At 64.9% G+C, this 24,031-nt stretch carries 20 protein-coding genes; 7 read left to right on the top strand and 13 right to left on the bottom strand.

All coding sequences use genetic code 11. From position 1 onward, the window contains the following. Window positions 1-3: 3 nt before the first annotated feature. The 8 genes from G5C50_RS02690 to G5C50_RS02725 all read right to left on the bottom strand — a co-directional run bounded on the left by G5C50_RS02690 (window position 4) and on the right by G5C50_RS02725 (window position 13,832). Window positions 4-1,434, bottom strand: a complete 1,431-nt coding sequence (locus G5C50_RS02690; RefSeq protein ID WP_240906930.1) for a sulfatase family protein — start codon at window positions 1,432-1,434, stop codon at window positions 4-6. Between the two features lie 151 nt (window positions 1,435-1,585). Further along, window positions 1,586-3,805: a sigma-70 family RNA polymerase sigma factor gene (locus tag G5C50_RS02695; RefSeq protein ID WP_165064561.1), complete on the bottom strand. Its 2,220-nt coding sequence runs from the start codon at window positions 3,803-3,805 to the stop codon at window positions 1,586-1,588. Between the two features lie 156 nt (window positions 3,806-3,961). Then, entirely contained in the window at window positions 3,962-6,676 is a 2,715-nt protein-coding gene (gene acnA, locus G5C50_RS02700) for an aconitate hydratase AcnA (protein ID WP_165065661.1), read from the bottom strand. Between the two features lie 136 nt (window positions 6,677-6,812). Further along, window positions 6,813-7,661: a menaquinone biosynthesis family protein gene (locus G5C50_RS02705; protein WP_165064564.1), complete on the bottom strand. Its 849-nt coding sequence runs from the start codon at window positions 7,659-7,661 to the stop codon at window positions 6,813-6,815. 141 nt (window positions 7,662-7,802) lie between these two features. Next, the gene (locus tag G5C50_RS02710) at window positions 7,803-9,296 is read right to left on the bottom strand and encodes a hypothetical protein (RefSeq protein WP_165064567.1); all 1,494 of its coding nucleotides are present in this window, start codon (window positions 9,294-9,296) and stop codon (window positions 7,803-7,805) included. Next, window positions 9,293-11,737 carry a hypothetical protein gene (locus G5C50_RS02715; RefSeq protein ID WP_165064570.1) on the bottom strand — a complete coding sequence of 815 codons (2,445 nt, stop codon included), beginning with the start codon at window positions 11,735-11,737 and terminating at the stop codon, window positions 9,293-9,295. The genes G5C50_RS02710 and G5C50_RS02715 overlap by 4 nt, the downstream gene beginning before the upstream one ends. Window positions 11,738-11,910: 173 nt before the next feature. Next, window positions 11,911-12,834, bottom strand: coding sequence for an ABC transporter ATP-binding protein (locus G5C50_RS02720; protein ID WP_165064573.1), 924 nt, complete (start codon window positions 12,832-12,834; stop codon window positions 11,911-11,913). A 455-nt stretch (window positions 12,835-13,289) separates the two neighbouring features. Further along, window positions 13,290-13,832 carry a hypothetical protein gene (locus tag G5C50_RS02725; protein ID WP_165064577.1) on the bottom strand — a complete coding sequence of 181 codons (543 nt, stop codon included), beginning with the start codon at window positions 13,830-13,832 and terminating at the stop codon, window positions 13,290-13,292. A gap of 196 nt (window positions 13,833-14,028) precedes the next feature. Between G5C50_RS02725 and G5C50_RS02730 the strand changes: the two genes are divergently transcribed. From G5C50_RS02730 to G5C50_RS02745, 4 genes are all read left to right on the top strand, one after another. Further along, a complete protein-coding gene (locus G5C50_RS02730) occupies window positions 14,029-14,604 on the top strand; it encodes an anthranilate synthase component II (RefSeq protein WP_165064580.1) in 576 nt (191 codons plus the stop codon). A gap of 34 nt (window positions 14,605-14,638) precedes the next feature. Beyond that, window positions 14,639-15,862: a molybdopterin molybdotransferase MoeA gene (locus tag G5C50_RS02735; protein WP_165064583.1), complete on the top strand. Its 1,224-nt coding sequence runs from the start codon at window positions 14,639-14,641 to the stop codon at window positions 15,860-15,862. Window positions 15,863-15,908: 46 nt separating this feature from the next. Then, a complete protein-coding gene (lnt, locus tag G5C50_RS02740) occupies window positions 15,909-17,630 on the top strand; it encodes an apolipoprotein N-acyltransferase (protein WP_165064586.1) in 1,722 nt (573 codons plus the stop codon). A 179-nt stretch (window positions 17,631-17,809) separates the two neighbouring features. Continuing rightward, entirely contained in the window at window positions 17,810-18,076 is a 267-nt protein-coding gene (locus G5C50_RS02745) for a hypothetical protein (protein WP_165064589.1), read from the top strand. A gap of 34 nt (window positions 18,077-18,110) precedes the next feature. On the opposite strand, the gene G5C50_RS02750 is transcribed toward G5C50_RS02745, so the two are convergent. The 5 genes from G5C50_RS02750 to G5C50_RS02770 all read right to left on the bottom strand — a co-directional run bounded on the left by G5C50_RS02750 (window position 18,111) and on the right by G5C50_RS02770 (window position 20,597). After that, window positions 18,111-18,371 carry a DUF2442 domain-containing protein gene (locus G5C50_RS02750; protein WP_165064592.1) on the bottom strand — a complete coding sequence of 87 codons (261 nt, stop codon included), beginning with the start codon at window positions 18,369-18,371 and terminating at the stop codon, window positions 18,111-18,113. Between the two features lie 15 nt (window positions 18,372-18,386). Next, on the bottom strand, window positions 18,387-18,647 hold the full coding sequence (locus G5C50_RS02755; RefSeq protein WP_165064595.1) for a DUF4160 domain-containing protein: 261 nt from the start codon (window positions 18,645-18,647) through the stop codon (window positions 18,387-18,389). A 217-nt stretch (window positions 18,648-18,864) separates the two neighbouring features. Continuing rightward, window positions 18,865-19,206, bottom strand: coding sequence for a hypothetical protein (locus tag G5C50_RS02760; protein WP_165064598.1), 342 nt, complete (start codon window positions 19,204-19,206; stop codon window positions 18,865-18,867). Window positions 19,207-19,371: 165 nt separating this feature from the next. Continuing rightward, on the bottom strand, window positions 19,372-19,896 hold the full coding sequence (locus G5C50_RS02765) for a hypothetical protein (RefSeq protein WP_165064600.1): 525 nt from the start codon (window positions 19,894-19,896) through the stop codon (window positions 19,372-19,374). Window positions 19,897-19,952: 56 nt separating this feature from the next. Continuing rightward, a complete protein-coding gene (locus G5C50_RS02770; protein WP_165064603.1) occupies window positions 19,953-20,597 on the bottom strand; it encodes a hypothetical protein in 645 nt (214 codons plus the stop codon). A gap of 550 nt (window positions 20,598-21,147) precedes the next feature. On the opposite strand from G5C50_RS02770, the gene G5C50_RS02775 reads away from it, so the two are divergent. From G5C50_RS02775 to G5C50_RS02785, 3 genes are all read left to right on the top strand, one after another. Next, a complete protein-coding gene (locus G5C50_RS02775) occupies window positions 21,148-22,503 on the top strand; it encodes a hypothetical protein (RefSeq protein ID WP_165064606.1) in 1,356 nt (451 codons plus the stop codon). Window positions 22,504-22,907: 404 nt separating this feature from the next. Then, window positions 22,908-23,765 carry a coiled-coil domain-containing protein gene (locus G5C50_RS02780; RefSeq protein ID WP_165064609.1) on the top strand — a complete coding sequence of 286 codons (858 nt, stop codon included), beginning with the start codon at window positions 22,908-22,910 and terminating at the stop codon, window positions 23,763-23,765. Continuing rightward, window positions 23,734-24,027: a hypothetical protein gene (locus G5C50_RS02785; protein ID WP_165064612.1), complete on the top strand. Its 294-nt coding sequence runs from the start codon at window positions 23,734-23,736 to the stop codon at window positions 24,025-24,027. Before G5C50_RS02780 ends, G5C50_RS02785 begins: the two co-directional genes overlap by 32 nt. The last annotated feature ends 4 nt before the right edge of the window (window positions 24,028-24,031 follow it).

Here is a 24,031-nt window from a genome sequence, read left to right on the forward strand (position 1 = left end):
GCGTCAGCGAACCGGCAGTGGTAGGAAGTCCCAGTCGAGAATCATCTTCTCCGTGAGAGCCGCCTTGAGCTTGTTCTCGGCTTCAGCGACTTCGGGCTTGCCTGCGAGATTGTTCATCTCGTCGGGGTCGCTCTGGAGGTCGTACAACTCGTAGGTCGGCCGAGGGTTCGTGAAGTAGGCCCGCTCGAACTTGGGCGCGAGCTTTCCCTCGCGATGGGCTTGCAGGATGGCTTGCCAGGCAGGGCCCTTCTGGCTGTCGACGGGGCCGTAGGGCTGATGGGGCGTGCAGTTGTAGATGAGCTTGTAACGATCGGACCGAACACAGCGGGCCAGGTCGAAGGTCGCCGCCGAAACGTCGGGTTTCATGCCGCCGTCGCCGCCGTGGGGGCCGCGCTCGGCGAAGATATGGGCTCGCTTCTCATAGGGCTCGCCGCGCAGGAGCTTCAAGTAACTGCGACCGCTCATCGACTTCGGCGGCGCGACGCCGACGGCTTCGAGCAGGGTCGGAGCGAAGTCCTCGCCAGAAACCAGGTCGCCGGTCGCGGTCCCCGGTGCCACGACGCCGGGCCAGCGGACGAGGAGCGGGACGCGGATGCCTCGGTCGTGAAGCGCCCCTTTGCCGAGAGGGAAGGCCATGCCGTTATCGCCCATGAAGACGACGAGCGTGTCATCGGCGAGCCCTCGGGCCTGGAGGACGTCGAGCACGCTCTGCACGTCGTCGTCCAAATGTTCGACCTCGCCCGCGTACTTCGCCAGGTCTTCGCGGACGCCGGGGAGGTCGGGCATGTCGCCCGGGACCTCCACCTTGGCCGGGTCGACGGCTCCTTGTTTGCCAACCGTGTTCCACGGGTGGTGCGGGTCGTTGTAGCCGAGCCAGAAGAACCAGGGCTTCTCCTTGGGGGCGGCGTCGAGGAAGGCCGTGAGGTGGTCTCCGTAGGTCTTCCACCGCGCGGGGCCCCCTTTCTCCATGTAGTCGACGCGGTTCTTGAAGTCGCGAAGGTTGTATCGCTCGATGACGTCGTTCGTGACGGGAGCGCCCCGATCCCCCTGGGCCGGCGGCCCGTCGAGGTGGTACGTCCGACCGCCGACGCCCGTGAAATACCCCGCCTCCTTGCGAAGCAGGTCGGGCAAGCCGACGACGTCCGCCGGCAGCGGCGAGGTGAACCGGACCATCCGGACCGACACCGGCGATCGCCCCGTCATCAGCGACGCCCGCGACGGGACGCATTGCGGGCAGGTGACGAACATCGAGTCGAACCGCATCCCCTGCCCCGCCAGCCGGTCGAGGTTCGGCGTTCGGACCGACTTCGACCCATACGCTCCGAGGTAGGGGTAACTCTGGTCGTCGGAGAGGAGGAACAGAATGTTCGGCTTCCCCTTCGCCGCCTCGCCGCGGGCGGATCCGATCGCCGCCGCCGCGAGTGCTGCAAGCATCAGGATTTGACTCGCCGTTCTCCCTCGTTTGATCATCGCTGCGCCGCTCCCTGCACGAACCCTCGAACGCCCGGCGACGTCCCGACGGCGTCGCCCCTGGCGCGGGCTATGCTATCGCGGCCGCGGCGACGCCTCAACGGGCGGCCACTCCTCAATCCTTCGCCTTCGCTTCGGCCTCGGCGACAAGGTCTTCGAGGAGTTTCGGATTGACGCCCGTAGCATAAATGGACCTCCCTCGAATGATCCCTTCCTGATCGATGATGAAGAGCCTGATTAGAGAATCCTCAATGTGGAAGCGTTCGGCGATCTTTCGTCCTTCGCCGACGATGTTCGGCCAGTTCATCGACTGGACCTGGGCAACCTTCTTCGCTTCCTCGACATTCTCGTCGTCGCAGACCCCCAGAACGTCGAACGGCCTCCCTTTCATCTTCTCGGCCAGCTTGACCAGGTCGGGAATCCCACGAACGGCGTTGGGATCCCAGAAAGCGAGGGCGACGACCCGGCCGCGATGGTCGGAGAGATTGATCGGACGCCCGTCCATGTCCACGCCTGATACGTCGGGGGCGAGTTTCCCGATCGACAGATTTCGCCAGTCGTCAAGCAGGTCGGCCGCCTTCTCGCCAAGCGTGGGAACCGGCCTGGCTAGCCGACGCTCGATGGCCTGGATACCCTTCTCCTCAAGCCGTCCGTTGATCGTGATCGCCGGACGTTCGCGCAGTTGCCGCTCGAGTTCTCGATGCCAGGACGTGACATAAGGGATGTCGCCGTACTCCGCTGCAACCTCTCCAAGGAGTCGTTCGCTTTCGCCTCGCAGCGCTGCGGGTTCAAGCATCCGTAGGTGTACGTCGTATCCGCGCCGTTCTGGAGTGAGATCGAAGTTGAGGGCCGTGCTGGTCCCCTGAGCGTCGAAGTTGTGGGCGAGGCCCGAGCGTCGGGGCTCCGGATGAGTTCGAAGGTATTCCGCATGTTCGGCCTTGGCGTGGAGATAGCGGGCCATGCCGAATCGGATCAGCCCGCGGGCTTCCCGGTTCTCTGCAACGGCGTAGACGCCTTCCATGAAAACGTCGCGCGGACGTGCGACGGCTTGATACATGTCCAAGCCCGAACGCGCGACCTCGGGGTCATTGGCATAATCTCTGACAAGAAGATAGGCGGCTCGGTTGAAGGCCTGGCCGAAGTCGCCGACTGAGGCCGAATTCCTGTGATTCACCACCCACAGCAGGCCGTCGCGACCTCCCGGATCCCCGGGATGAGCAGCAACCAGGTTGATCAGTCGATCGGCAAATGCCGCGACGGCTTCCGGCTGTCCGGCCTGCTGAAGCCGTTGCTTGGCCTCTTCCTTACTCAGGCCCTTGAGCATCTCCCGACTCAGGCCCTTGAGCATCTCCCTTCGTTGATCCATGTTGGAGAGCCATTCTCTGATAAGCCGTTGAATTTCGTCGGCGAGCGATGGTGCTTTGGCCTTTTCGGCCTCGGAGGCCGGCACCTGGGAGATCGCGGGACCGTTTGACGGGCCCTGACTAGTGGCCAGGGCCATAAGCCCCACGGTCAGGCCTCCACTGATGAGGGTGCCCGTGAGTAAGACGGCGACTTTTCTCAGGGCGATGGATGCTTGTTCGATCGCGGCCAGGGCGAGGATCGCGGGCGGAATCACCGCCGTCGACGGCCCGGCGAAAGCCAATGTTGATTCCATCAGCCCGCGCGGAACGGCGGCGGAAGCCGTTGGCGAGCCGATCCAGGCGGCGACGGCTGTCGGTGCCAGGCCGCGGCGGATCAGGCGGGGGCGGAGGATGTCGCGGGCGCGGGAGAGGCGGCTGCGGATCGTTCCCACGGGGACGCCCAACGCCTCGGCGGCCTGTTCGTGGGAGAGTCCGTCCAGGTGACAGAGCGCGGCGGCCTCGCGATACTTGCGGGGCAGCAGCGCAACTTCGCGGTCGACGATCCGCTGGATTTCCTCGCGAATGACGACTGAGGCCGGATTGTCGGGCGTTCGATCGGTCGATGAGATCGTCGGGGCCTGACGTGCCGCAAGCCTCCGCGCCCGGCTGGCGACTTTCCGGGCGACGCCAAAGAGCCAGCGGCCCAGGGAATCCTCGGCGCGCACGCTCGCCGCTTTCCGGGCGAGCACCAGGAATACGGCCTGGAAGGCATCCTCGGCCGCGTGCTCGTTGCGCAGGATGCGGCGGCAGACGCCGAGGACCATCGGCCCGTGGCGGTCGATCAAGGTGGCGAAGGCGGCTTCGGCGATCTCCTTTTCACGGGTGGCGACCATGCGGAGCAGGTCTGCGTCGGATCGCGGGCCGATTGCGCCTTCGTTGAAAAGGACTCCCAGCGCCCGGCGATCGACCTTGCTCTTCGACGAGTCGCCCATGACCGCCTCCCGGATTGAAGACCGAGCGGGCCGCCCGACGGCCTCCGCTCCATCTTGTTCATGCCGCGAGCCCAGGATCCAATCCCCCAATTCGAAAAAGAAACGCCCCCGCGCGGGCGGGGGCGTTGTGGGTTGTCTGTTCGTGAAGGCTGGTCGTCAGGCTTCGGACGTGCCCGTCAGGAGCTGACGGAGGACGTATTGAAGGATCCCGCCGTTCTCGTAGTAGTGGACTTCCTGGGGCGTGTCGATTCGGACGCGGGCCGGGAAGCGGACGACGGTTCCGTCGGCCTTCTCGGCGGCGACGGTCACGGTCCTGGCGGTGGCGACGCGATCGGCGAGCTTGCCGTCGGCCCCCTCGATCCGGTAGACCTCCTCGCCGTTCAGGCCCAGCGATTCGGCGTTCTGGCCGGGCTCGAACTGGAGCGGGACGATCCCCATGCCGACGAGGTTCGAGCGGTGGATTCGCTCATAGCTCTCGGCGATCACGGCGGAGATGCCCAGCAGCTTCGGCCCCTTGGCCGCCCAGTCGCGCGAGGAGCCTGAGCCGTATTCCTTGCCGGCGAGGATGATCAGCGGCGTCCCCTCGGCCTGGTACTTCTCCGAGGCGTCGAAGATGCTCATGACCTCGCCGTCCGGGAGGTGCCGCGTCCAGCCGCCTTCGGTGCCGGGAGCCAGCTTGTTCCGCAGGCGGATGTTGGCGAACGTCCCGCGGACCATGACCTCGTGGTTCCCCCGGCGCGAGCCGTAGGAGTTGAAGTCGACCGGCTTGACTCCGTGGCCGATCAGGTAGCGGCCGGCCGGCGAGTCGGCCTTGATCGAACCGGCGGGCGAGATGTGGTCGGTCGTGATGCTGTCGCCCAGTACGGCCAGCACGCGAGCCCCTTCGATCGGCTTCGGCGGGGTCGGCTGGAGCTTCATGCCCTCGAAGTACGGCGGGTTCTTCACGTAGGTCGACGAATCTTCCCAGGCGAAGGAGTCGCCTTCGGGAGTGGGGAGCTGTCGCCAGGCCGGGTCGCCCTGGTAGACCTCGCTGTACTCCTTGTGGAACTGCTCGGACTTCACCGAGGTCCGCACGGCGTCGTCGACTTCCTTCTGGGTCGGCCAGACGTCCTTGAGGAAGACGGCCTTGCCGGTCTTGTCGTGGCCGAGCGGCTCCGACGCCAGGTCCACGTCCATCGTGCCGGCCAGGGCGTAGGCGACGACCAGCGGCGGCGAGGCCAGGTAGTTGGCCCGAACGTCCGCGTTGATGCGGCCCTCGAAGTTGCGGTTGCCGCTCAGCACGGCCACGGCGACGAGGTCCTTCTTCTGGATCGTCTCCGAGATCTCGTGCGGCAGCGGTCCCGAGTTGCCGATGCACGTCGTGCAACCGTAGCCGACGGTATTGAACCGAAGCTGGTCCAGGTACGTGTCCAGCCCCGCGCTCTTCAGGTACTCGGTGACGACCTTCGACCCGGGGGCGAGGCTCGCCTTGACCCACGGCTTGACGTCGAGCCCATGCTCGACGGCCTTCTTGGCGACGAGGCCGGCGGCCAGCATGACCGAGGGGTTCGACGTGTTGGTGCAGCTCGTGATGGCGGCGATCACGACCGAGCCGTGCTTGAGGTCCGAATCCGAGGCCGAGTCGACCTGGGCCTGATCGGCGGGCTTGGCCTTGGACGGACGCGCGGCGAGGAGTTCCTTGAGGGACGTCTCGAAGGCCGTCTTGGATTCCTTGAGAAGGACGCGGTCCTGAGGACGACGCGGGCCGGCAAGGCTGGGCTCGACGGTCGAGAGGTCGAGCGACAGGGTGTCGCTGAAGACGGCTTCAGGCGTGTTCTCGTCGTGGAACATCCCCTGGGCCTTGTAGTATTCCTCGACGAGGCGGATCGTCGCCTCGGGCCGATTCGAGAGGCGGAGGTAGCGGAGCGTCTCGGCGTCGACGGGGAAGATGCCGCAGGTCGCGCCGTATTCGGGGGCCATGTTGGCGATCGTCGCACGGTCGGCCAGCGGCAACTGGGCCAGGCCGGGGCCGTAGAACTCGACGAACTTGCCGACGACGCCCTTCTTGCGGAGCATCTGGGTGACGGTGAGGACCAGGTCGGTCGCCGTGGCGCCTTCGGGGAGCTTGCCCGAAAGCTTGAAGCCGACGACCTGCGGAACCAGCATGGAGACCGGCTGGCCGAGCATCGCCGCCTCGGCCTCGATGCCGCCGACGCCCCAGCCCAGGACGCCCAGGCCGTTGATCATCGTCGTGTGCGAGTCGGTGCCGACGAGGGTGTCGGGGTAGGCGAGCGAGCCTTCGGCCGCCTTGTCGTCGACGAAGACCACCCGGGCGAGGTATTCCAGGTTCACCTGGTGGACGATCCCCGTATCCGGCGGGACGACCTTGAAGTTGTCGAAGGCGTTCTGGCCCCACCGCAGGAAGGCGTAGCGCTCGCGGTTGCGCTCGAACTCCAGCTCGGCGTTGACCAGCAGCGCTCGAGGCGTCCCGGCCTCGTCGACCTGGACGGAGTGGTCGATGACCAGCTCAACGGGTTGGAGCGGGTTGATCTTCTTGGGGTCGCCGCCGAGCGCCTTGACGGCGTCGCGCATGGCGGCCAGGTCGACCACCGCGGGGACGCCCGTGAAGTCCTGAAGCAGCACGCGGCTGGGCCGGAAGGCGATCTCGCGGTCGGGCTCCGCCTTCGGATCCCACTGCGCCAGGCCGCGAACGTCGTCGGCCGTCACGGTCGATCCGTCCTCGAACCGCAGGAGGTTCTCCAGCAAGACCTTTAGCGAGAAAGGCAGCTTCGAGACGTCGAGGCCGTGATCGGCCAGGGCGCCGAGACGGAAGTATTGGTAGGTCCGACCATCGACCGACAGCGGCGTTAGGGCGCCGTACGACTTGGGCATCGCCCGTCCCTTCGAATGCATTCAGGAGGCTCCGGTCTGATCCAGGACGGAGCCTCGCGTCCAATCGGCACTGAGGCGAGAGATCCGAAGCCCGCCGGGCGCGACAAGTCGCCCGGCTGAGGCGTCGACCTCGGGATCATCCCACGAATTGTATGGGAAGCGGGCCCGGGACCAAACCCATTTCCGCTCCCTCGTCCAGGAAGAGTTTGACGGCCTTGCGACCTTCCGGACCGTAGTCGACCGTCCGCTGGTTCACGTACATGCCGACGAACTCGTCGGCGAGGGCCGGGTCGAGGTCTCGCGCGTAGGTCAGGGCGTACTCAAGGGCCTCCTGGCGATGGTCCAGGGCGTACTGGATGCTCTCCTTGAGGAGCCGGGCGATCTTGTCGATCATCTCAGCCCCAAGGTCCTTCCGGACGACGTTGCCGCCCAGCGGGAGCGGGAGTCCGCCCGTCTTTTCGTTCCACCAGACGCCGAGGTCGAGGACCTGATGCAGGCCCTTGTCCTGGTAGTAGAGCTGGCCTTCGTGAATGATGACGCCGGCTTCGACCTCGCCCGACTGCACGGCGGGAAGCACGGCGTCGAAGGCCATCTGCACCACCGGCGTCTCCTTGCCGAGGGCCAGTTGAAGGGCCAGGAAGGCGGAGGTCATCTTGCCGGGGACGGCGATCGTCTTCCCCTTGAGATCCTCGACGGTCATCGGGGTGCGGGTGACGATCTTGGGGCCGTAGCCCTCGCCCATGCTCGCGCCCGAGGCCAGCAGGGCGTACTTCTCGGCAACGTAGGCAAAGGCGTGGATGCTGATCGCGGAGACTTCCAGCTCGCCGCGGAGAGCCCGACCATTGAGCGTCTGGATGTCTTCAAGCTGGTGGACGAACCGGAGACCTTCGGTGTCGATCCGGTCGTGGGTCAGGGCGTAGAACATGAAGGCGTCGTCGGAGTCGGGGCTGTGGCCGACCCGGATGATCGTCTCTCCGGTGCTCATATCTGCGAGGCCTTTCTCGGACGGGGACGCCGATCGGTCGGCGCCCAGGAAAACACGCCGGCCCCGGGAGTCCCGCGAAGGACTCCGGAGCCGGGTGGGAGATCGGTCAGGGTTTCAACCAGGTCGGTGCGCGTCGATCGCTCACTGTCCAGCCTTGGGCGTGGGGGCAGGAGCGGTCGAGGCGGGGGCGGCGGGAGCTCGCCCCGTGGCGGGAGGAGGCGTCGACGAGGGGCCGCCCGCCGTCGCGCCGGCGACGCCCAGCATTTCGATGGCGTCGAACGGGTCGACCGTCGTATCGGCTTCGGCCGCGGCCAGCAGGTCCTTGAACGGCAGGGTGTCGGGGACCGGCTCGCCAAGCTGACGGAGCACGCGAACGTACCGCTTGACGACCAGGCCGGTGTCCTTCTTGTTCAGGTCGTCGTTGCGATAGATCGGGAAGCCCTTGAGGTTGTCGTTCCAGATCGTCAGGCCGTCCTTGAACTTGGAGGCGGCAAGCTGGAAGTCGCCCGTCTTGTAGGCCTTGGTTCCCTCGTAGAAGAGCTGGCGGGCGGTCACGCCCTCCTGCGTCATCTCAGCCTGGGAACGCTCCTTCCAGTACCGGTAGTTCATCTGGCTCGCCCAGCGATCGGTCCAGTACTTGGCGTTCTCGTTCAACTGGGCGTAGCGATCCGGCAGCGTGGCGTCGTCGAGGCGGACGTCGTCGTGCTCGTATACGCCGTTGCGCTCGATGACGTTGTGCGACTGGAAGACGTGCGAGCCGAACTGGACCCACTCCTTCAGGGCCTTGGCCCATTCGCTCCGCGCGACCTCGCCGAACGTGGCTTCGATGCCCGCGACGCTCATCTTCTCAAGCCCGGCCGCATAGTGCGTCTGGGCGTGGGAGGGCATCGACCGGAAGGCGATGTCGTCGGCGCGTCCCTTGCGCTGAGGGGTCGGGTCGATGTACTGGACGTTTTCGGCCGTGCCGCCGGAAAGTCGCGCGCCGCCCTCGTCGACGAGCTTCACGGCGCGGCTGAACCAGCCGTAGCCGAGCTTGAAGTTGTCGTTCCCGACCAGTTCCTGGCCGGACTCGGGGTCGCGGTAGGTCTTGAAGCCCTCGTCCTCGTCGTCGCGGAAGAGGCGGCGGAGGATGATCGACTCGTCGGAGAAGCCCAGCTTGTGGTAGTAGAACCAGGCCGTGTCCCAGATCAGGTCGGGAGATCGCTGATTGTTGCGCACCCCTTCCTGAACGAACTTGATCCCCTGCTTGATCCACTCGTACTTGTCTTCAGGAGCGTCCCACTCCACGGAGACGTTGTAGGCGAGGTTCCAGCCCTGGAACGTCCAGATCGAGAGGAAGTGGGGCTGAAGCTTGGTGATCAGGTCGACCGTGGCCTTCAAGCGGTCCCAGTCGTGGTTCTTCTTGTAGTCTTCGGCCTGAATCCACAGGTAGTTGGCGACGATCCCGCGGAAACCACCGAGCAGGAACAGCTTCATCATGAAGCTGCCGCTGTCGATCTGGCCGATGGCGGCCTCGCCCAGGTCTTTCTCCACCTTGATCTGGTTGAGCTGCTTGGTCGCGGGGACCAGCGTGCCCAGGAGGGCGACGATGATCAACCCGTAGATCATCTTCTTGGTCTGATTGTTCGGCCTCATGCGGCCACCTCGCGATTCTTAAGGATGAAGTATCCGGCGATGGAGAACGGCAAGGCGTAAGCGAGGGCCAGGAGTGTGTTGGCCAGCATCGTCCGCCAGTCGACGGCGAAGCCGTCGGCGACCATGTTGGTCACGTCCAGGACCTGGAAGTTCGGGACGACGTAGACCAGCATCGACATGACGGGCATCACCAGCGAGTCGAGCGTCTTGGCGACCACGACGCCGGCCGTCGGGGCCAGTTCGGTCATCTGATTGTCGTGGGTGACCAGACGGATCAGCGACTCGAACGGACCGCCGCCCAGGACGGCCTGGCGGGTGAAGTCGATGAGGAACCCGAAGGCGAGCTGGCCGGCGATGAAGAAGGCGATCGTCGTCAGCAGCGCCACGGGCCAGCTCAGGAAGGTCCCCGCGAAGACGCCGATGGCGGTGAGCACCATCGCCTGGAGCCAGATCCCGAACAGGCCCTTCATGTAGTTGAGGCCGAAGTTCCCCTTGCTGGAGAGCAGGTAGAGGTCGCTCTCCGCCATACCCAGGTACTGAGTCGGGCTGATGCAGCGGATCTCGATCTTGAGCGAGCCGAGCGAACCGACGAGCAACTGGGCCGGGATGGTCCGGCGGTTGGTGTAGTATTCCTTGACCGGGAAGACGTCGGCGAACTTGGCGCCGGTCGCTTCGTTGGTCACGTCGATCTCCGCGAACACCGGCTTACCGACCTCGCCCTTGGTCGTTCGGTAGATGTTGAAGGTCATCTCCAACGTGACCGGTTCGGCGTGAAGCTCCTTGGCCTCGTCGGGCTTGCCGGCGGCTTCGAGTTCGTCGGCCTTCGTGGAGAGCGACTCGAATTCCGCCTTGGCGCGATCGTAGTCGGCCTTGTGGCGGGCGATGGCGGAGTCGAGACGAGTGACGGCGGCCGGATCGGCGCCGGCCTGGCCCTTGTCACGTTCGGCTGCGGCGATCTGAGCTTGCAGCTCGAGCATCCGATTTTCGAGGCCTTCGATCTTGCCGGACGGCAGGAAGGAATCGACGTCGATCCGACGATCGAGGAGGACCGGCCGGGTCGGCGGCGAGAACGGGTCGGGGACGACTCCGTAGCGCCAGATCGCCGTGGCGGGCGTCGCCCCTTCGATGTGGCTGCGGGGCTCCTTCATCGACTGTTCCTGGCCGACGTCGATCCCCATCGCGTGGGGGTTGCCCTTCGAGTCCAGGAAGGAGAGAGAGCCTCTCACCGGCACGCGGGCCGCCATGCGGGACGCGAGCTGTTCGGCCTGCTCGAAGTACTGGTTGGCGTCGCGTTCGCGGCCCTCGGACTGAGCCTTCTCAGCCAGGGCGGCGGTGCGAGTGATCTGGCCCTGCACGGTTCGCCAGAGGTAGGCGAGGCTCACCCCGCCGAAGATCGCGACCAGGACGGTCACGAGCGCCATGTAGCCCAGCATCCGGCCCCAGATGATTTCCAGCCGTCGAACCGGCTTGGTGACGACCGTGTAGATCGTCTGCTGCTGGATGTCGGTGGGGAGGCTGATGGGGGTGAGGATCGTCACCATCGCCGTCAGCAGCAGCGAGCACAGCAGCGTCAGCGTGCCGACGTACAGCCGGCCCATCTCAGCGGCTCGCGGCGGCTGGAGGAACCAGTGGGTGAACGCCAGGACCATGCCGAAGACGATCACCACGACCCACGGGGCCCACATCTTGCGGTTGGCTTCGTACAGGGTCACGCGGCCGATCGAGTAGAGCCGGCGGGCGCGGATGGCGGCGAATTCACCCAGCAACAGCGCCAGGACTCGCAGCAGGACGACGAAACCCATGTAGGTCACGCCGAGACGGACGCCGTAGGCGAACCCGTCCTGCCAGGTCGTCACCGGGAAGCCCAGGATTTGCTGGAACAGGCCGTAGTGGTTCCAGGCGAGACCGACGGTCATTCCCACGAACGCCGCCAGGAAGATCCCGACCAGCACGAAGTAGTCGATCGTTTTGCCGACTCGACCGATCGCCTTCCAGACGGCGGTGAACACCCAGGCGGCCATGAAGATGATCGCCGCCATGCCCAGGGCCCATGTCAGCGTCACCGGGCCGACGGCGACGGCCTTGATCCACTTCTGGTCCTGCATGACCTGCACGAAGACCGTCAGCGGGACCAGGATCACCCCGATCAGGCCGAGGTAGTCGAACCACTTGCCGTCGCCGACCTGACGGTCCTTGAAGGCCGTGACGATCCAGTATCCCAGCCAGCCGATCAGGGCGATCAGCCCCATGGCCTTGGCCCACGTGAGGAGGCCGCCGAGGATGCCGGGGATGCTGATCGTGGTGTCGCCGGCGAGGAAGAACCAGATCAGGGCGTTGCGCAGCGCGGGGGCGATCGCCGGCGGCGTCGGCAACGGTGCGGAGGCGGCTGCGTCTGTCGCCGCCTGGGCCCAGAGCAAGGGCCAACTCAGAAACGCGGGCATCGGTGGGATGACTCCTCGGTGCCGGACGGTCGACGCCCGGGGCCCGGTTTCGTCGCCGGGCTCTGCGATGACGGATATGGAAGGATCAGGAGTTCATGTGTTCACGAAGGAGACGGCCCGACGCGCGTCCAGACCGGTCGGCGGCCTGGACGCGACGACTGGGGACGACGAGGTCACGAGGACTTGGCGGTCGTCTCGGCCGGTTCCTGAGGAGCGGCGGTCGCCACCTTGCGGCGGCCCGGGTGCAGCTCGCTCTCGCGGACGATTCGCAGGAACAGCTCCTCCAGCGTCGTCGTCGGGTGGTCGACGGTGATCTGCTCTGCGCCGTGTCGGGCGATGACGTCGCGGATCTCGTTGATCGCCGCGTCAGGCAGGTTGCGGGCGCGGATCTGGGTGACGTCCTGCACCGTGAGGAGGTCGGTGACCTTCCCCAACTCCTTCAGTTCGCCGCGGTGAAGGATGGCGATCCGGTCGCAGATGTCCTGCATGTCGGCCAGCAAGTGGCCCGAGAGGACGACCGTCTTGCCCTGTTCACGAAGGTCGCGGATCAACTCCTTGATCTCGGCGGTGCCGATCGGGTCCAGGCCCGAGGTCGGTTCGTCGAGAAGGATCAGTTCCGGGTTGTTGATCAGCGCCTGGGCCAGACCGATGCGGCGCTGCATGCCCTTGGAATATTCGCGAAGCTGGCGGTGCTTGGCCGCGCTGAGGCCGACCATGTCGATGAGCTGGCCGACTCGCTTGTTCCGCTCCGAGGCCGGCATCTTGAACAGCCGGCCGTAGAACTGAAGGGTCTCTTCAGCGTTCAGGAACTTGTAAAGGTACGTCTCTTCGGGGAGATACCCGATCCGCTCGTTCTTGGAGACGTTGGAGGTGGGCTCGTTGAAGATGCGGGCCTCGCCCTCGGTGGGAAAGAGGAGGCCGAGAAGCAGCTTGATCGTCGTGGTCTTCCCTGAGCCGTTAGGGCCCAGGAGTCCGAAGATCTCCCCGCGCTGAACCTGGAGGTCGAGGGCCTTGAGGGCCTGGACCTTGGGGCGTCCCCAGAAGTCGCGATAAACCTTGGTCAGATTCCGCGTCTCGATGATGACTTCGGAACTCATGGAAGAAGGAGCCTCAACTGAAGTGGAACTCGGGAGGGGCGGGCCGACGCCTCTGGGGGGTCGGCCGGTCCGAGGCCGGGTATGGGACGATTTTCAAAAATACTCGACGGATGAGGGCGAAAGTCCCAGTGCGGCGGACGTGCTCGCGCGCGAAGAACGAGCGGCGGCTATGATCGTCCCTCCGCCCGAAACGGCGACGACGCCGGCCTTTGCGGCTGACGCATCGCCGACCTCGGCGCCCCGGCGCGTGATCGCTTGGGGGTGCTACGCGTCCGGAAGGGAAAAGGTTCGCGCCGATTCACGAAGACGAACCCGAGGCGACGCGGGCCCCACGCCCTCCCAGACCGCTCGATCCTATAAAACAGCCTATCCCCTTGGCAAGCGTCCACAAGGGGTTGGAAAGCCGCCCCGCTTCCGGTTGCGCCGGCGCGGGCGGGGCGGCTCATGCCGTCGACTCAGGGAGTCAGACCGGTTCCACCCGAGGCCGGCAGGGGCGGAGCGTCGACCCGGCCGCGCAACGTCGGGACCGTGGTCGTCGGTCGGGAGCCGTCCATCGACGTGTAAGGCTGAACAGGCGTAATAGCCGAGTCGAGCGGCACGCCGCCGGCAGGATGGTCTCCCCCGGCCCCAGCAAAGGGAAGGTAGCGCTGGCCGCGGTCGACGTACGGATTATAGTACGTTCCAGGGAACATCTGTTCCGGGGGAACGGTGAAATAACGCGGGAAGTAGTAGTCGGCCGTCCGGTTGGCACCGAGCGGAAGGTAGACTCCCGGGGAATACCATCCGGCGTTGTTGGGGTCGCCGTTCGGGAACCCCCAGCCGTCGCCGGGGCCGTCGGGGAGGACCCAGCCGGCCGACCGGTGGCCGCCGCCGTGTCCGTGGCCGACGACGCCGTGATGATGATGGCCTTGCTGGTAGGCGCAGCCCTCGCAGGCGACGCTCTGCCCCACGCCGCCGACGGCGAGCGCCAACCCCAACGTGATGATCGCGGCGGTCATCCTCGAACCTCCTTGTCGGATTCCCTGTCTGCGCGCAAACCCCCGCCTCCGGGCGAGAGGCCAACGCGACTCTATCACGCGAAGAGCGGCGCGGATGGGAATCCGAGTGGGTTCTCTTCCCGGCTCCCCTTGCGATCGCTACGATCATCTCGTCGCCTGCGACCGAGAGGGTTTGCGCCGCGGAAGGTTACGTTCCATGATCTTGCTGATCGACAATTACGACTCCTTCACCTACAACCTCGTCCAGCGCCTGGGAGAGATCGACCCGGGAGTCGACCTGGAAGTGGTTCGCAACGACCAGATCACGGTGGAAGACGTCGAGGCCAAGGCTCCTTCCCATCTGATTATCTCTCCCGGCCCGTGCACCCCTCGCGAGGCCGGCGTCTCGAACGACATGATCCGGGCGTTCGCTCCTCGGATCCCGGTCCTGGGCGTCTGCCTCGGTCATCAGTGCATGGGCCACACGTTTGGGGCCAAGGTCGTCCGCGCGGATCGGATCATGCATGGTAAGACCTCCATGATCCACCATGACGGCAAGGGCCTTTACCGGGGCCTCTCGAACCCCTTCCAGGCCACGCGCTACCACAGCCTGGTGATCCAACCGGGGACGCTTCCCGACGAGTTGGAAGTCGTCGCTCAGACGGAAGAGGGGGAGATCATGGGAGTTCGTCACAAGACGTACCCCATGGAAGGGGTTCAATATCATCCCGAGAGTTTCCTGACGCTCGAAGGGATCAAGCTTCTGCGCAACTTTCTGGAGATGAAGCCCTGAGCCGGCCTGGAGCCGCTCGCGGCGAGGCGTCGCCATGTTGAAAGTCTCTGAGGCCCTCGCCCGCGTGCTGGAGGCTGCTTCGCCTTTGCCGGTGGTGGAACGACCACTGGAAGACTGCCTCGGCCGTTGGCTCGCCGACGACGTCTGGGCCGACGCCGACCAACCGCCCTTCGACAAGGCGCTCGTCGACGGCTTCGCCGTTCGCAGCGATGATTTACGGGTTCTTCCCTGTCGGCTGACCCTGGGCGAGACGATCCTGGCTGGTCAGTCGCCGACGCGTCCCCTAGCTCACGGCGAGGCTGCGGCGATCACGACGGGCGCCCCCCTCCCCTCCAACGCCGACGTCGTGGTGATGCACGAGCGGACGACCTTCGACAACGCCAGCGTCGAGATCCACAAGCAACCTATTCAGCCCGGGATGAATCGCCTTCCTCGCGGTCGGGTCTACCGCGCCGGCGATCGACTTCTGGCCGGCGGGGTCGAACTTACGCCTCCGCGCATGGGCCTGCTGGCGGCGGCCGGAGCGGCGAGAGTCCGGGTCATCGACCAGGCCCGGGTCGCCGTCGTTCCCACGGGCGACGAACTGGTCGATTTTCGCGAGGCGCCCGGTCCGAACCAGATCCGCAACTCGAACTCGGTGATGCTCTCCGCCCTCCTGGCTCAGAAGGACGCGCGCGTCGAGGTCTCGCCGATTCTGCCGGACGACCTTGAGGCGCTTCGCGAAGGTTTGCGGAAGGCCCTCGAATCCGACGTCGTGCTGGTCATCGGCGGAGTCTCGGCCGGACGTAAGGACCTGGTTCCGGGTGTCTTGCAGGAACTCGGCGTCCGAGAGGTCTTCCACAAGGTCAGAATCAAGCCGGGGAAGCCTCTGTGGTTCGGCGTGGGGCCTGCTCGCCAGGAGCGACCGCCGGCCCTGGTCTTCGGTCTGCCGGGCAACCCGATGAGCGGGTTGGTGAACTTCCTGGTTTTCGTCGCTCCCGTCCTCAACGTTCTTCACGGAAGGCCCGCGCGAGGGCCCGGAATCATTCCCGTGCGGTCGGCCGGGGCGATCGATCATCGGAGCGATCTGGAAACCTATGTCCCGGCCAGGCTCGTCGGTCAGCATCACGCGCCGAGTATTCCCACCGCCGAACGCCTGGAATGGGGGGGCTCGGCCGACATGGCGACGATCGTCGGCGCCGACGGCTTTCTGGTTCTTCCCGATTCTGAGACCTCGATAGCCCCGGGTGAAATTGTCGGTTTTCTTCCATTGAGGTAAGGTGCGTCTTCCACTCCGCACGTGAACCGACCGGAAGGACGCACAGATGGAACCCGGGACCGCCGTCACCGAGAGCCGCGAATCCGACGGCCGCCTCAGTCTGAGCGAACGAGTTTCGCGGCATCCGATCGCAGCCGGGATCATCTCCGGCCTGGCTCTCTGGGCCGCCTTCCCGCCGATGGAGTTCTCGGCGCTGGCCTGGGTCGCCCTGGTCCCGCTGTTTCGGCTGGCCGTCGAACCCGGAGCCCGCTGGCGGGTTTACCTTGGGGCGTGGGCGGGCGGTCTGGTCTTCTGGGGGGCCAGCCTGCAATGGATCCGTCTGACCGATCCCTCCGCCTGGACGGCCTGGGTGGTGATGGCGGCCATCCTCTCGGTCTGGTGGCCGGCTTTCCTCGGGTTGACGCGTTACGCCGTCTTCGGCCTGAAAATCCCTCTGCTCGTCGCCGCGCCGATTTTCTGGGTCGGGCTGGAACATTCCCGCATCTACATTCTCTCCGGCTTCCCCTGGTACTACTTGGCGCATAGCCAGTATCAAGCGATCCCCGTGATCCAGATCGCCGACATCACCGGGGCGCTCGGCGTCAGTTTCCTGATCGCGACCGTGAACGCCCTGCTCGTGGATCTCCTGAGGCTTCCTCTGTTCTATCGCTCGGAAGGACGCTCGCGGCTGAGGCCGAAGCAACGGCTGCGACTGGCGATCGTCGGCCTGGGGATTCTCGGGACGCTCATCTACGGGGCTTATCGACTCTCGCGGCCGGAGTTCCTCGACGGTCCCCGGCTGGCGATGATCCAGACGAACTTCGAGCAGCATTACAAGTCCGGGGCCGACTGGCAGGGGATCCTGAACAAGGTTGAGTCCCTCGTCATTAAAGCGGCCGGTTACGACCCGAAGCCCGATCTGATCGTCTGGCCTGAGACCTCCTATCCCTGGGGGACCATCTCGATCGATCCGGCCACGCCGTCGGACGTTTTCGCGGGCCATATGCGACAGATTTCGGACGGGCTGACCCCCGATCAATGGCGCGAGAATGAGCGGGAGTCCGGCAAATACCTTCACGGCTTCACGGACGCGCTGAAGATCCCGATGATGATCGGCGGCCTTCGCTACGAGCACCGGCCCGAGGGACTTCGCAAATACAACGCGGCGGTGCTTCTCACGCCGGGGTCGCCCGCGGTGCAGGTTTATCGCAAGATCCAGCTCGTGCCGTTCGGCGAGTACATCCCCCTGATCGACCTTCTTCCCTGGCTGACCGTCTTCACTCCCTACCGCGACGGCTATCTGCCGACGCTCACCTTCGGCCGCGAGGCCAATTCGCTCGACCTGGGGCCTTACAAGGTCGCGGTCGGGATCTGCTTCGAGGACACCGTCCCCCACCTCATCCGGCGCTTCTTCAATGAAACCCCCGACGGCCGGCAGCCCGACGTGCTGATCGATATGTCCAACGACGGCTGGTTTCGAGGATCCGCCGAGCTGGACATGCACCTGGCCGTGAGCGTCTTCCGATGCATCGAAAACCGTGTTCCGCTCGCCCGCGCGGTGAACACCGGATTGTCGGCCCTCATCGACGGCGACGGCCGAATCCTTCAGGTGCTCTCTCGCGACACCGAGGGCGTTCTCCAGGTCCGCGCCCCGCTCGATCCCCGGACCAGCCTCTACTCGATGTGGGGCGACTGGCTCGGGCTTTCCTGCCTGGCGGTCTGCATCGGAATCTGGCCGACGGGGATGATCTACAAGAGGCTCCGGTCATCCCTCATCGGGCGGCCGTGAGAGTTCATCCTGGGATCGGTCGTCCCAATCATCGCTCTGGCAGTCGGAGTGAGGGAGGCGGAATCGAACCGACCCTAAGGGCTAATGGCGGGCCCGCCCGACTCGGCTTCCAAACCCTATAATCGCCTACGATAAGCGAATTACGTGGGTTAGCGACCTTTTGCCATTGGAGTGCCGCCATGCGTCGGAACGCCCTGCTCGCCCTCGCCGTCTTCGTTCTGGTTGCCGGGTTCGCCACCTTCCTCCCTGCTCAGGCGCCGAAGCTAGCGGTCACTCCCACTTGGGAATACCGGGTGATCTCACTCAACGAAGTCATCTACTCGCATAAGGATGCAAGCGACGTGTGCATCGCGCTCGAAGCGAAGTTTAACCTGCTCGGGAAGGAAGGCTTCGACATCTACGAGAACATGGACAACTACATCGTCTTCAAGCGGCAGAAACGTTGATTCGGGGCGGTCATGAAAGCGCCAGGAGCGTCCGTCAGGCCGCCGATTCGGAGTTGGTCTCGGTCTTCAATTCGAGGAGGGCCTCGGGGGCGAAGTCCGCGCCGTTGGGCCAGACGACCGTGCCGCAGGTCGGGTCCAGCGTCGCTTGGGCGAAGTACGCGGGATCTCGAAGGGGTTCGAAGATTGGGCCTACGAGCAACGGGCGGACGTCGACCCGCTTCGTTGCTCCATCGCTGAAGGTCAGCCGCAGGGAATGGGGGCCACAGACCTGAGCTTCACGAATGCGAAGGATCATGTCCAACTCCTGGGCTCAGTCAAGTCCCTCGATTGTCGGCAAGGGTTGACCCGTGCGAGCCAACTCCCAATTCCGCGTCAGTTCGTCGCGGTGGGCCGCGACCCACTCGCGAACGAGGGCCCGAGCCCGCCGAGGCAGCCTCCCGTCCAGAACCTCCGCCGTCTCGATCGCCACGACCGCCTCGTCATCCCCGTAGATCGCGTGAAAGTGAGGCGGCGCGTGGTCACGATAGTACATGTAGATCGCGATGCCATAGAATACGGAGATCCGGGGCATGGGCGACTCCATCAGACATCGACTGCCCAGATCCGACACTTCCCGATTCTAAATCGAGAGGCCATAATCCGGATAGTCGACGGCCGGGACATCTCAAACGTTCCATGTCACCATATTCCAAATTGCCTAATCTTCCAAAACATTTAGCAGCGACCCCTTTTCGCCGGCCCTTTTCGCCGGCCCCTTTTCGCCGGCCCTTTTCGCCGGCCCAAAACATTTAGCAGCGACCCCTTTTCGCCGGCCCCTTTTCGCCGGCCCGGACGGCCGCGGCCACCCCTTCGACGAGCCCGAGAAAGACCGCCAGGCGGATGCGACGTCGAGCCTGGCAGTAGGCGGAGTCGCTGAACTCCTGACCGCCGAGCCGCTCGACATGCCGGCACGAGGCGTTCCTCAGCAAGACCTGCAGGAGGAACAGGGAGATCGTCTCCACGGGCCCGAGCTTGCGAGCCCTCCAACGATATCCCGCCTTCTCGCAAGCCGCCTCGATCGTCCTCGGCGAGATCGCGGCGGCGGCGTCTTGGCGCAGGCGGCCGAGGATGGTGAAGATGCGAGTCGGCATGGGGGGGCTCCGTGCGGCGTCTCGGTGCGTCCTCGAGAAACCGCCAGGATGCCCTCGGGCCCCCTCAGCCTTCAAGACGCGACAAGTCGTTCACGCCGAAGGTTTTGTGCACTATCTTCGTGGCATTCAGCAGTGCCCCCTTTTCCGCTCCCCTTTTCCGCTCCTCTAGCACGGAAAAGGACCGAAGACAGATGCGACGTTCGAATAGCCCTCGTATTCACGTTTGGCGTTCAACGCATCGGCCTGAGAATTGTAACGATAGGGATTTGATTGAGTGCCATTTTTGTAATTAATGGTGATGCAGTACTGCTGTGTAAATTCGGGCGACGGTTGTTCACCAGCGGACCTCATCGCATTAGCCAGCGAGACCACCAGCTTCGCCAGACCTCCACCGGGGGCGTCCTGCTTGAGCACTATGTTGCCCTCAAACATCACTCCGATCGGTTCGCCCGATCCGCCGCCGTGGCAGGGGAGAGGTTGATGTGGGTTGTTTATTTGCAAGGACTCAATCAAGCCTTTGGGGATGGGATGCTGTGGGCACGTTGTGTGATTAGTCAGGGGGCCGAAGTAGATCACGTCCGGGACGGCCGCATCGTACCGAATGAAACCGTACAGGGTCCGGCCCGCCAACTCTGCCTGCTTGGCGAAGTCGTCCACGGAAAGGGTCTTCAGGTCGTGGTCGGTGTGCATGGGAATATCCAGTCAGAGGGGAGCGGGGCGTTCTCGACTTGGGTCAGTTTCGGGCTTCAAAAGGTTGGGTTGGGGATGATTTGGCCCGCACGAAAGTAGTCGATCGTCCATGAGTATTTGGAGGTATCATAAGTGCCAACAATAGCAATGCACTGTTGGTATGTATGCGGGCCATCGTACCGAAATGCTCCGGTATGCTTGTAGGTGTACGTTATGTAATATCCTGGCTGAGTAACTACGCTGAGGGGACGAACCGAGGCCACGACCGACGGCTGTTCGCCTGTGTCTAAGGCCGCACTAGAAACCACCTGAGAACAGCAGCAACCCTCTTGTTTTCCGGAACTTCTAGGGTCCGAAATGGGGTTTTCGGATAGCTTGTTAGCCAGCGAGACTACCAGCTTCGCCAGCCCCCCGCCGGGGGCGTCCTGCTTGAGCACGATCCGGGCGTAGAACATCACTCCCACCGGCTCGCCCGATCCGCTGCCGTGGCACGGGGTTCCTTCACCGCTGACCTGCAAGGTCTCGATGGAGCCTTTCGGGACAGGGTGTTGCGGGCAGGTGATGGGGCTGATGCCGTAGTAGATCACGTCCGAGGCCGTCGCATCATACCGTATCCAACCGACCAGACTCCGTCCCGCCAACTCTGCCTGCTTGGCGAAGTCGTCCACGGAGAGTGTCTTCATATCGTGGATGGCGTGCATGGGCCTTCTCCGTCACTTCCAACACCTAAACCGTGTTTATTTTCATCACCTCCGCTGAAATTTCTTATACTTTGGAATCACCAAAGGCGTCAAGGGGTTTATTAAAAAAACTCAATCATCGGCCAATCGACCCGACCAATCGACCAGGCATTGGCCAGGCACCTAAAGGGCTCGGAAAGGGGCTCGGAAAGGGGACGTTCCTGAATGCCACGAAAATAGTGCACAAAGCCTTCGCCGTGAACGACTTGTCGCGTCTTGAGGGGGGTCGGAAAGGGGTCATTCCGGGGGTCGGAAAAGGGTCTTCCTATATCTCAAGGCCAACTAAGTGGGCTGGGCGATGCTTGGTCGTGACCACGAACCGGCGAGGTCCGTTGCGCGACCGTCGCCGATCGCATGCCCACGACAAGTGCGGGCCTGGCACCCGGCACAATTGGACTATTCGGCAGGCCGGCTGATGGAAAAGTCTCGATAATTGGAATCGCCTCGCTCGTCGTGCGGATCGTCCCCGGTAGGTGACCTTCCCGCCGCGACCTTCGAGGAGATTCTCATCATGCCCGCCACCGAGGCCCAGATCCGCGCCAACCGCGAGAACGCGCAGAAGTCCACCGGGCCGAAGACCGAGGCCGGCAAGGCGCGGGCCCGGATGAACGCGCTCAAACATGGGCTGCGGTCGAAGTCGCCGAGCGTCTTGCCCCATGAGGATCCGGCGGAGCTGGAAGCCCGCATCAACCTCTGGGTCGCGGATTGGGGGCCGAGGAACGCGATCGAGAGGGCGCTCGTGGAGCGCGCGGCGAAGGCGTCGTGGGCGCTGGAACGCGCGGAGCGGTATGAAGCCGCGTTGATATCCAGGCGCGTGCGAAGGGCGATGTCAGGGTCGCGGGCGGAGGGGGTCGACGCGCTGGGGCGGAGGCTGCTCCTGACGGTCGGCGAGCCGGCGGGGATCGTCGCGGAGCTGGAGGGGTCGCCGGAGGGCGTCCGCTGGCTGCTCGGCCGCTGGGGCGAGGCCGTCGCGCTGCTCGACTCGGGCGAGGCGTGGGGCGACCCCGACAATCACCGGTTCGTGCGCCTCCTGGGCAAGCGGCCGATGGATGCGGTCGACGACCCGGCCTTGAACGCGATCTTCCTGGCCTGGGAAGTGCTCGACGAAGGCGGCGGCGGCGAGTTCTGGGAGCGCGTCCACGCGTTCTCGATGCGCCGCGACCCGTCCTCCGGCGGGGCCTTCGAGAGGGATCGGCGCTGGCGCGAACTCGCCCCCCGGCCGGCCGACGAGGATGAGGCCCGGGCCCGGCTGCGGGCGGTCGTGGAGGGGGAGGTTTCGCGGTTGAACGACATCCTGGCCGAGCTGGAGGAGGCCGAGGGCGACGACGACCTGGAGCGGGCCGAGGCGGCCTCGTTCCTGGCCAACGAGGCGGGCGAGCGGCTGCGGCGATACCAGTCGGCGCGGTCGCGCGAGATGTTCCGGGCGATCCAGATCCTGACGAAGATGCGAAAGGACGCGGCGAAGCTCGATCGGGACCAAAACGGCCTTTCTCCCTCGCGGGGGAAGGTGGCCGCGCAGCGACCGGACGAGGGGAGATCGGCGGCGGATTCGGAGCCGACGGCCGGGGACGCGCCCGACGCCGGTCGTCCCCCTCATCTGACGCCCTCGGCGTCTGTCTTCCCCCGCGAGGGGGGAAGACCGTTTTCGGCACCGCTCGCCCCGAAGTCCGACGACCCTCACCCGGTCCTCCGAGCCGCCCTCTTCGGGGTGGAGAGGAGGCGAGATGATCTCGCCGCCGCGAAAAACGCGACGAACGAAGCCGACGGCCCGGTGACGGAAATGCTTCTGAATCAACAGCTTATCGATGGCGGGGCTGGCCATGCTTCGCGGCGATCGAAGCCAAAGCGGAGCCGACCCGCGCTGTGAGAGGGGGCCGTCGCATGAATCCCGCCCCTGCGATCAACGCGAGTCGACGGAGACGACCGACTCGATTTCCGGTTCGACCAGGATCAAATGATGCTCCCCTATTCCGCGCCGTTTGCCTTTCCTCCCGTCGTGGGGTAGATTTTGGTCAAGTTGCGCCGGCGGGCGAGAAAGTCGATTTCTCGTGCGGCTTTCTCACGTTGCGACGTGAGCGGGCCTTGTCGTTCCGGGCGACGCGGCGTTACATTCGAATTGAGGGAGCCCGCCCCACGGCCCGGCGTCGTCGGGGAATCCCGCCATATCTCCAGGGATTACCACGGACCAGCCCGATCCCGTCCTCGACGCACGGCGGATACGTCGCGCGGGTGGTCGGCCGGCCGTCTTACTTTGAATGGTAGGATGGGACCATGACTACCGTCGGAAAGATACTCGTCCTCCTGATCATGGCCTTCTCGCTGATGCTAGCGGCCATTTCTTCGGTGGTCTTCACGACTTCCAAGAACTGGAAGGCCGCTGCGGACGCGGAGAAGAAGAAGGTTACGGAGCTGACCAGCAAGATCAATGACGCGAACAGCCAGGTCGCGGCCGCGAAGAAGGATCTTGAGGGCGAGACTGCCAAATACGAGACTCTCGCCAAGCAGCTCAACGACAAGATCGCGGCGGTCGAGGCCCAGAACCTCACGGCCCAGCAGCAGATCACCACGGCGGCTGGCCAAGTCGCGACGGCTCAGCAGAACGCCAAAACGGCGCTCGACGAGGCTGAAGCCAATCGCAAGGAGACCACGCAGCTTCGCGAGATGAAGTCGGAAGTCGAGAAGCAGGCGAACGAGTTCAAGCTCCACGTCGCCGAGCTGAACGACAAGATCCGCGAGATGGAGCGGGCGCTTGAGGCCGCGACCAAGAACAACACCGACCTCAAGGAGCGGGTGGCGAAGTATTCGACCCTACTCCGGACCAACGGTCTTCCCGACGACATCACCCAGGTTTCCGGTCTGGAAAGCCCTCCGCCGGTCGTCGGCGAGATCAAGCGAGTCGACGCGACCAACCGAAAGCTGGAGGCGACGATCGGCTCCAACGACGGCCTGGTCCCTGGCCACGAACTGAACCTCATGCGTATGTCGCCTCGGCCCGAGTATCTCGGCAAGGCGAAGGTCATCTCCGTCGACCCGAACCAGTCGGTTCTCCAGGTCATCGGCAACACCTACCTAGGCAAGAAGCTGCAGGAGGGCGACATTGTCTCGTCTACGATCCCGCCCCGGCTCTAATGCGTCGAGCGCCTCACGCGCGACGGCGACCCCCCGGGCTCGCGGCGTCCTCGTCCAGGCCCCGAAGAGCGACATCTACGTCGCCCTCCTGGGGATTGGCCTCGCCGCCGTCATCATCGCCTGCCTCCTCTTGGCTCTGGTGATGATGCGGTACGAGTGGAGGGTCTCCGCCGCCTTCGCCGCCCCGACCCCCACCGCGATCGCCGCGGACCCCGTCCAACTGGCCGCGCTCCCCACCGTCACGTCCGGATCTCTGGGCTGACGAA

The sequence above is a fragment of the Paludisphaera rhizosphaerae genome (assembly GCF_011065895.1).
Classification (GTDB): Bacteria; Planctomycetota; Planctomycetia; order Isosphaerales; family Isosphaeraceae; genus Paludisphaera; species Paludisphaera rhizosphaerae.

Coding starts and splice junctions, on each gene's coding strand:
- G5C50_RS02690 (WP_240906930.1), bottom strand. CDS start 1,434: ATGCTTGCAGCACTCGCGGCGGCGGCGATCGGATCCGCCCGCGGCGAG.
- G5C50_RS02695 (WP_165064561.1), bottom strand. CDS start 3,805: ATGGGCGACTCGTCGAAGAGCAAGGTCGATCGCCGGGCGCTGGGAGTC.
- acnA (WP_165065661.1), bottom strand. CDS start 6,676: ATGCCCAAGTCGTACGGCGCCCTAACGCCGCTGTCGGTCGATGGTCGG.
- G5C50_RS02705 (WP_165064564.1), bottom strand. CDS start 7,661: ATGAGCACCGGAGAGACGATCATCCGGGTCGGCCACAGCCCCGACTCC.
- G5C50_RS02710 (WP_165064567.1), bottom strand. CDS start 9,296: ATGAGGCCGAACAATCAGACCAAGAAGATGATCTACGGGTTGATCATC.
- G5C50_RS02715 (WP_165064570.1), bottom strand. CDS start 11,737: ATGCCCGCGTTTCTGAGTTGGCCCTTGCTCTGGGCCCAGGCGGCGACA.
- G5C50_RS02720 (WP_165064573.1), bottom strand. CDS start 12,834: ATGAGTTCCGAAGTCATCATCGAGACGCGGAATCTGACCAAGGTTTAT.
- G5C50_RS02725 (WP_165064577.1), bottom strand. CDS start 13,832: ATGACCGCCGCGATCATCACGTTGGGGTTGGCGCTCGCCGTCGGCGGC.
- G5C50_RS02730 (WP_165064580.1), top strand. CDS start 14,029: ATGATCTTGCTGATCGACAATTACGACTCCTTCACCTACAACCTCGTC.
- G5C50_RS02735 (WP_165064583.1), top strand. CDS start 14,639: ATGTTGAAAGTCTCTGAGGCCCTCGCCCGCGTGCTGGAGGCTGCTTCG.
- lnt (WP_165064586.1), top strand. CDS start 15,909: ATGGAACCCGGGACCGCCGTCACCGAGAGCCGCGAATCCGACGGCCGC.
- G5C50_RS02745 (WP_165064589.1), top strand. CDS start 17,810: ATGCGTCGGAACGCCCTGCTCGCCCTCGCCGTCTTCGTTCTGGTTGCC.
- G5C50_RS02750 (WP_165064592.1), bottom strand. CDS start 18,371: ATGATCCTTCGCATTCGTGAAGCTCAGGTCTGTGGCCCCCATTCCCTG.
- G5C50_RS02755 (WP_165064595.1), bottom strand. CDS start 18,647: ATGCCCCGGATCTCCGTATTCTATGGCATCGCGATCTACATGTACTAT.
- G5C50_RS02760 (WP_165064598.1), bottom strand. CDS start 19,206: ATGCCGACTCGCATCTTCACCATCCTCGGCCGCCTGCGCCAAGACGCC.
- G5C50_RS02765 (WP_165064600.1), bottom strand. CDS start 19,896: ATGCACACCGACCACGACCTGAAGACCCTTTCCGTGGACGACTTCGCC.
- G5C50_RS02770 (WP_165064603.1), bottom strand. CDS start 20,597: ATGCACGCCATCCACGATATGAAGACACTCTCCGTGGACGACTTCGCC.
- G5C50_RS02775 (WP_165064606.1), top strand. CDS start 21,148: ATGCCCGCCACCGAGGCCCAGATCCGCGCCAACCGCGAGAACGCGCAG.
- G5C50_RS02780 (WP_165064609.1), top strand. CDS start 22,908: ATGACTACCGTCGGAAAGATACTCGTCCTCCTGATCATGGCCTTCTCG.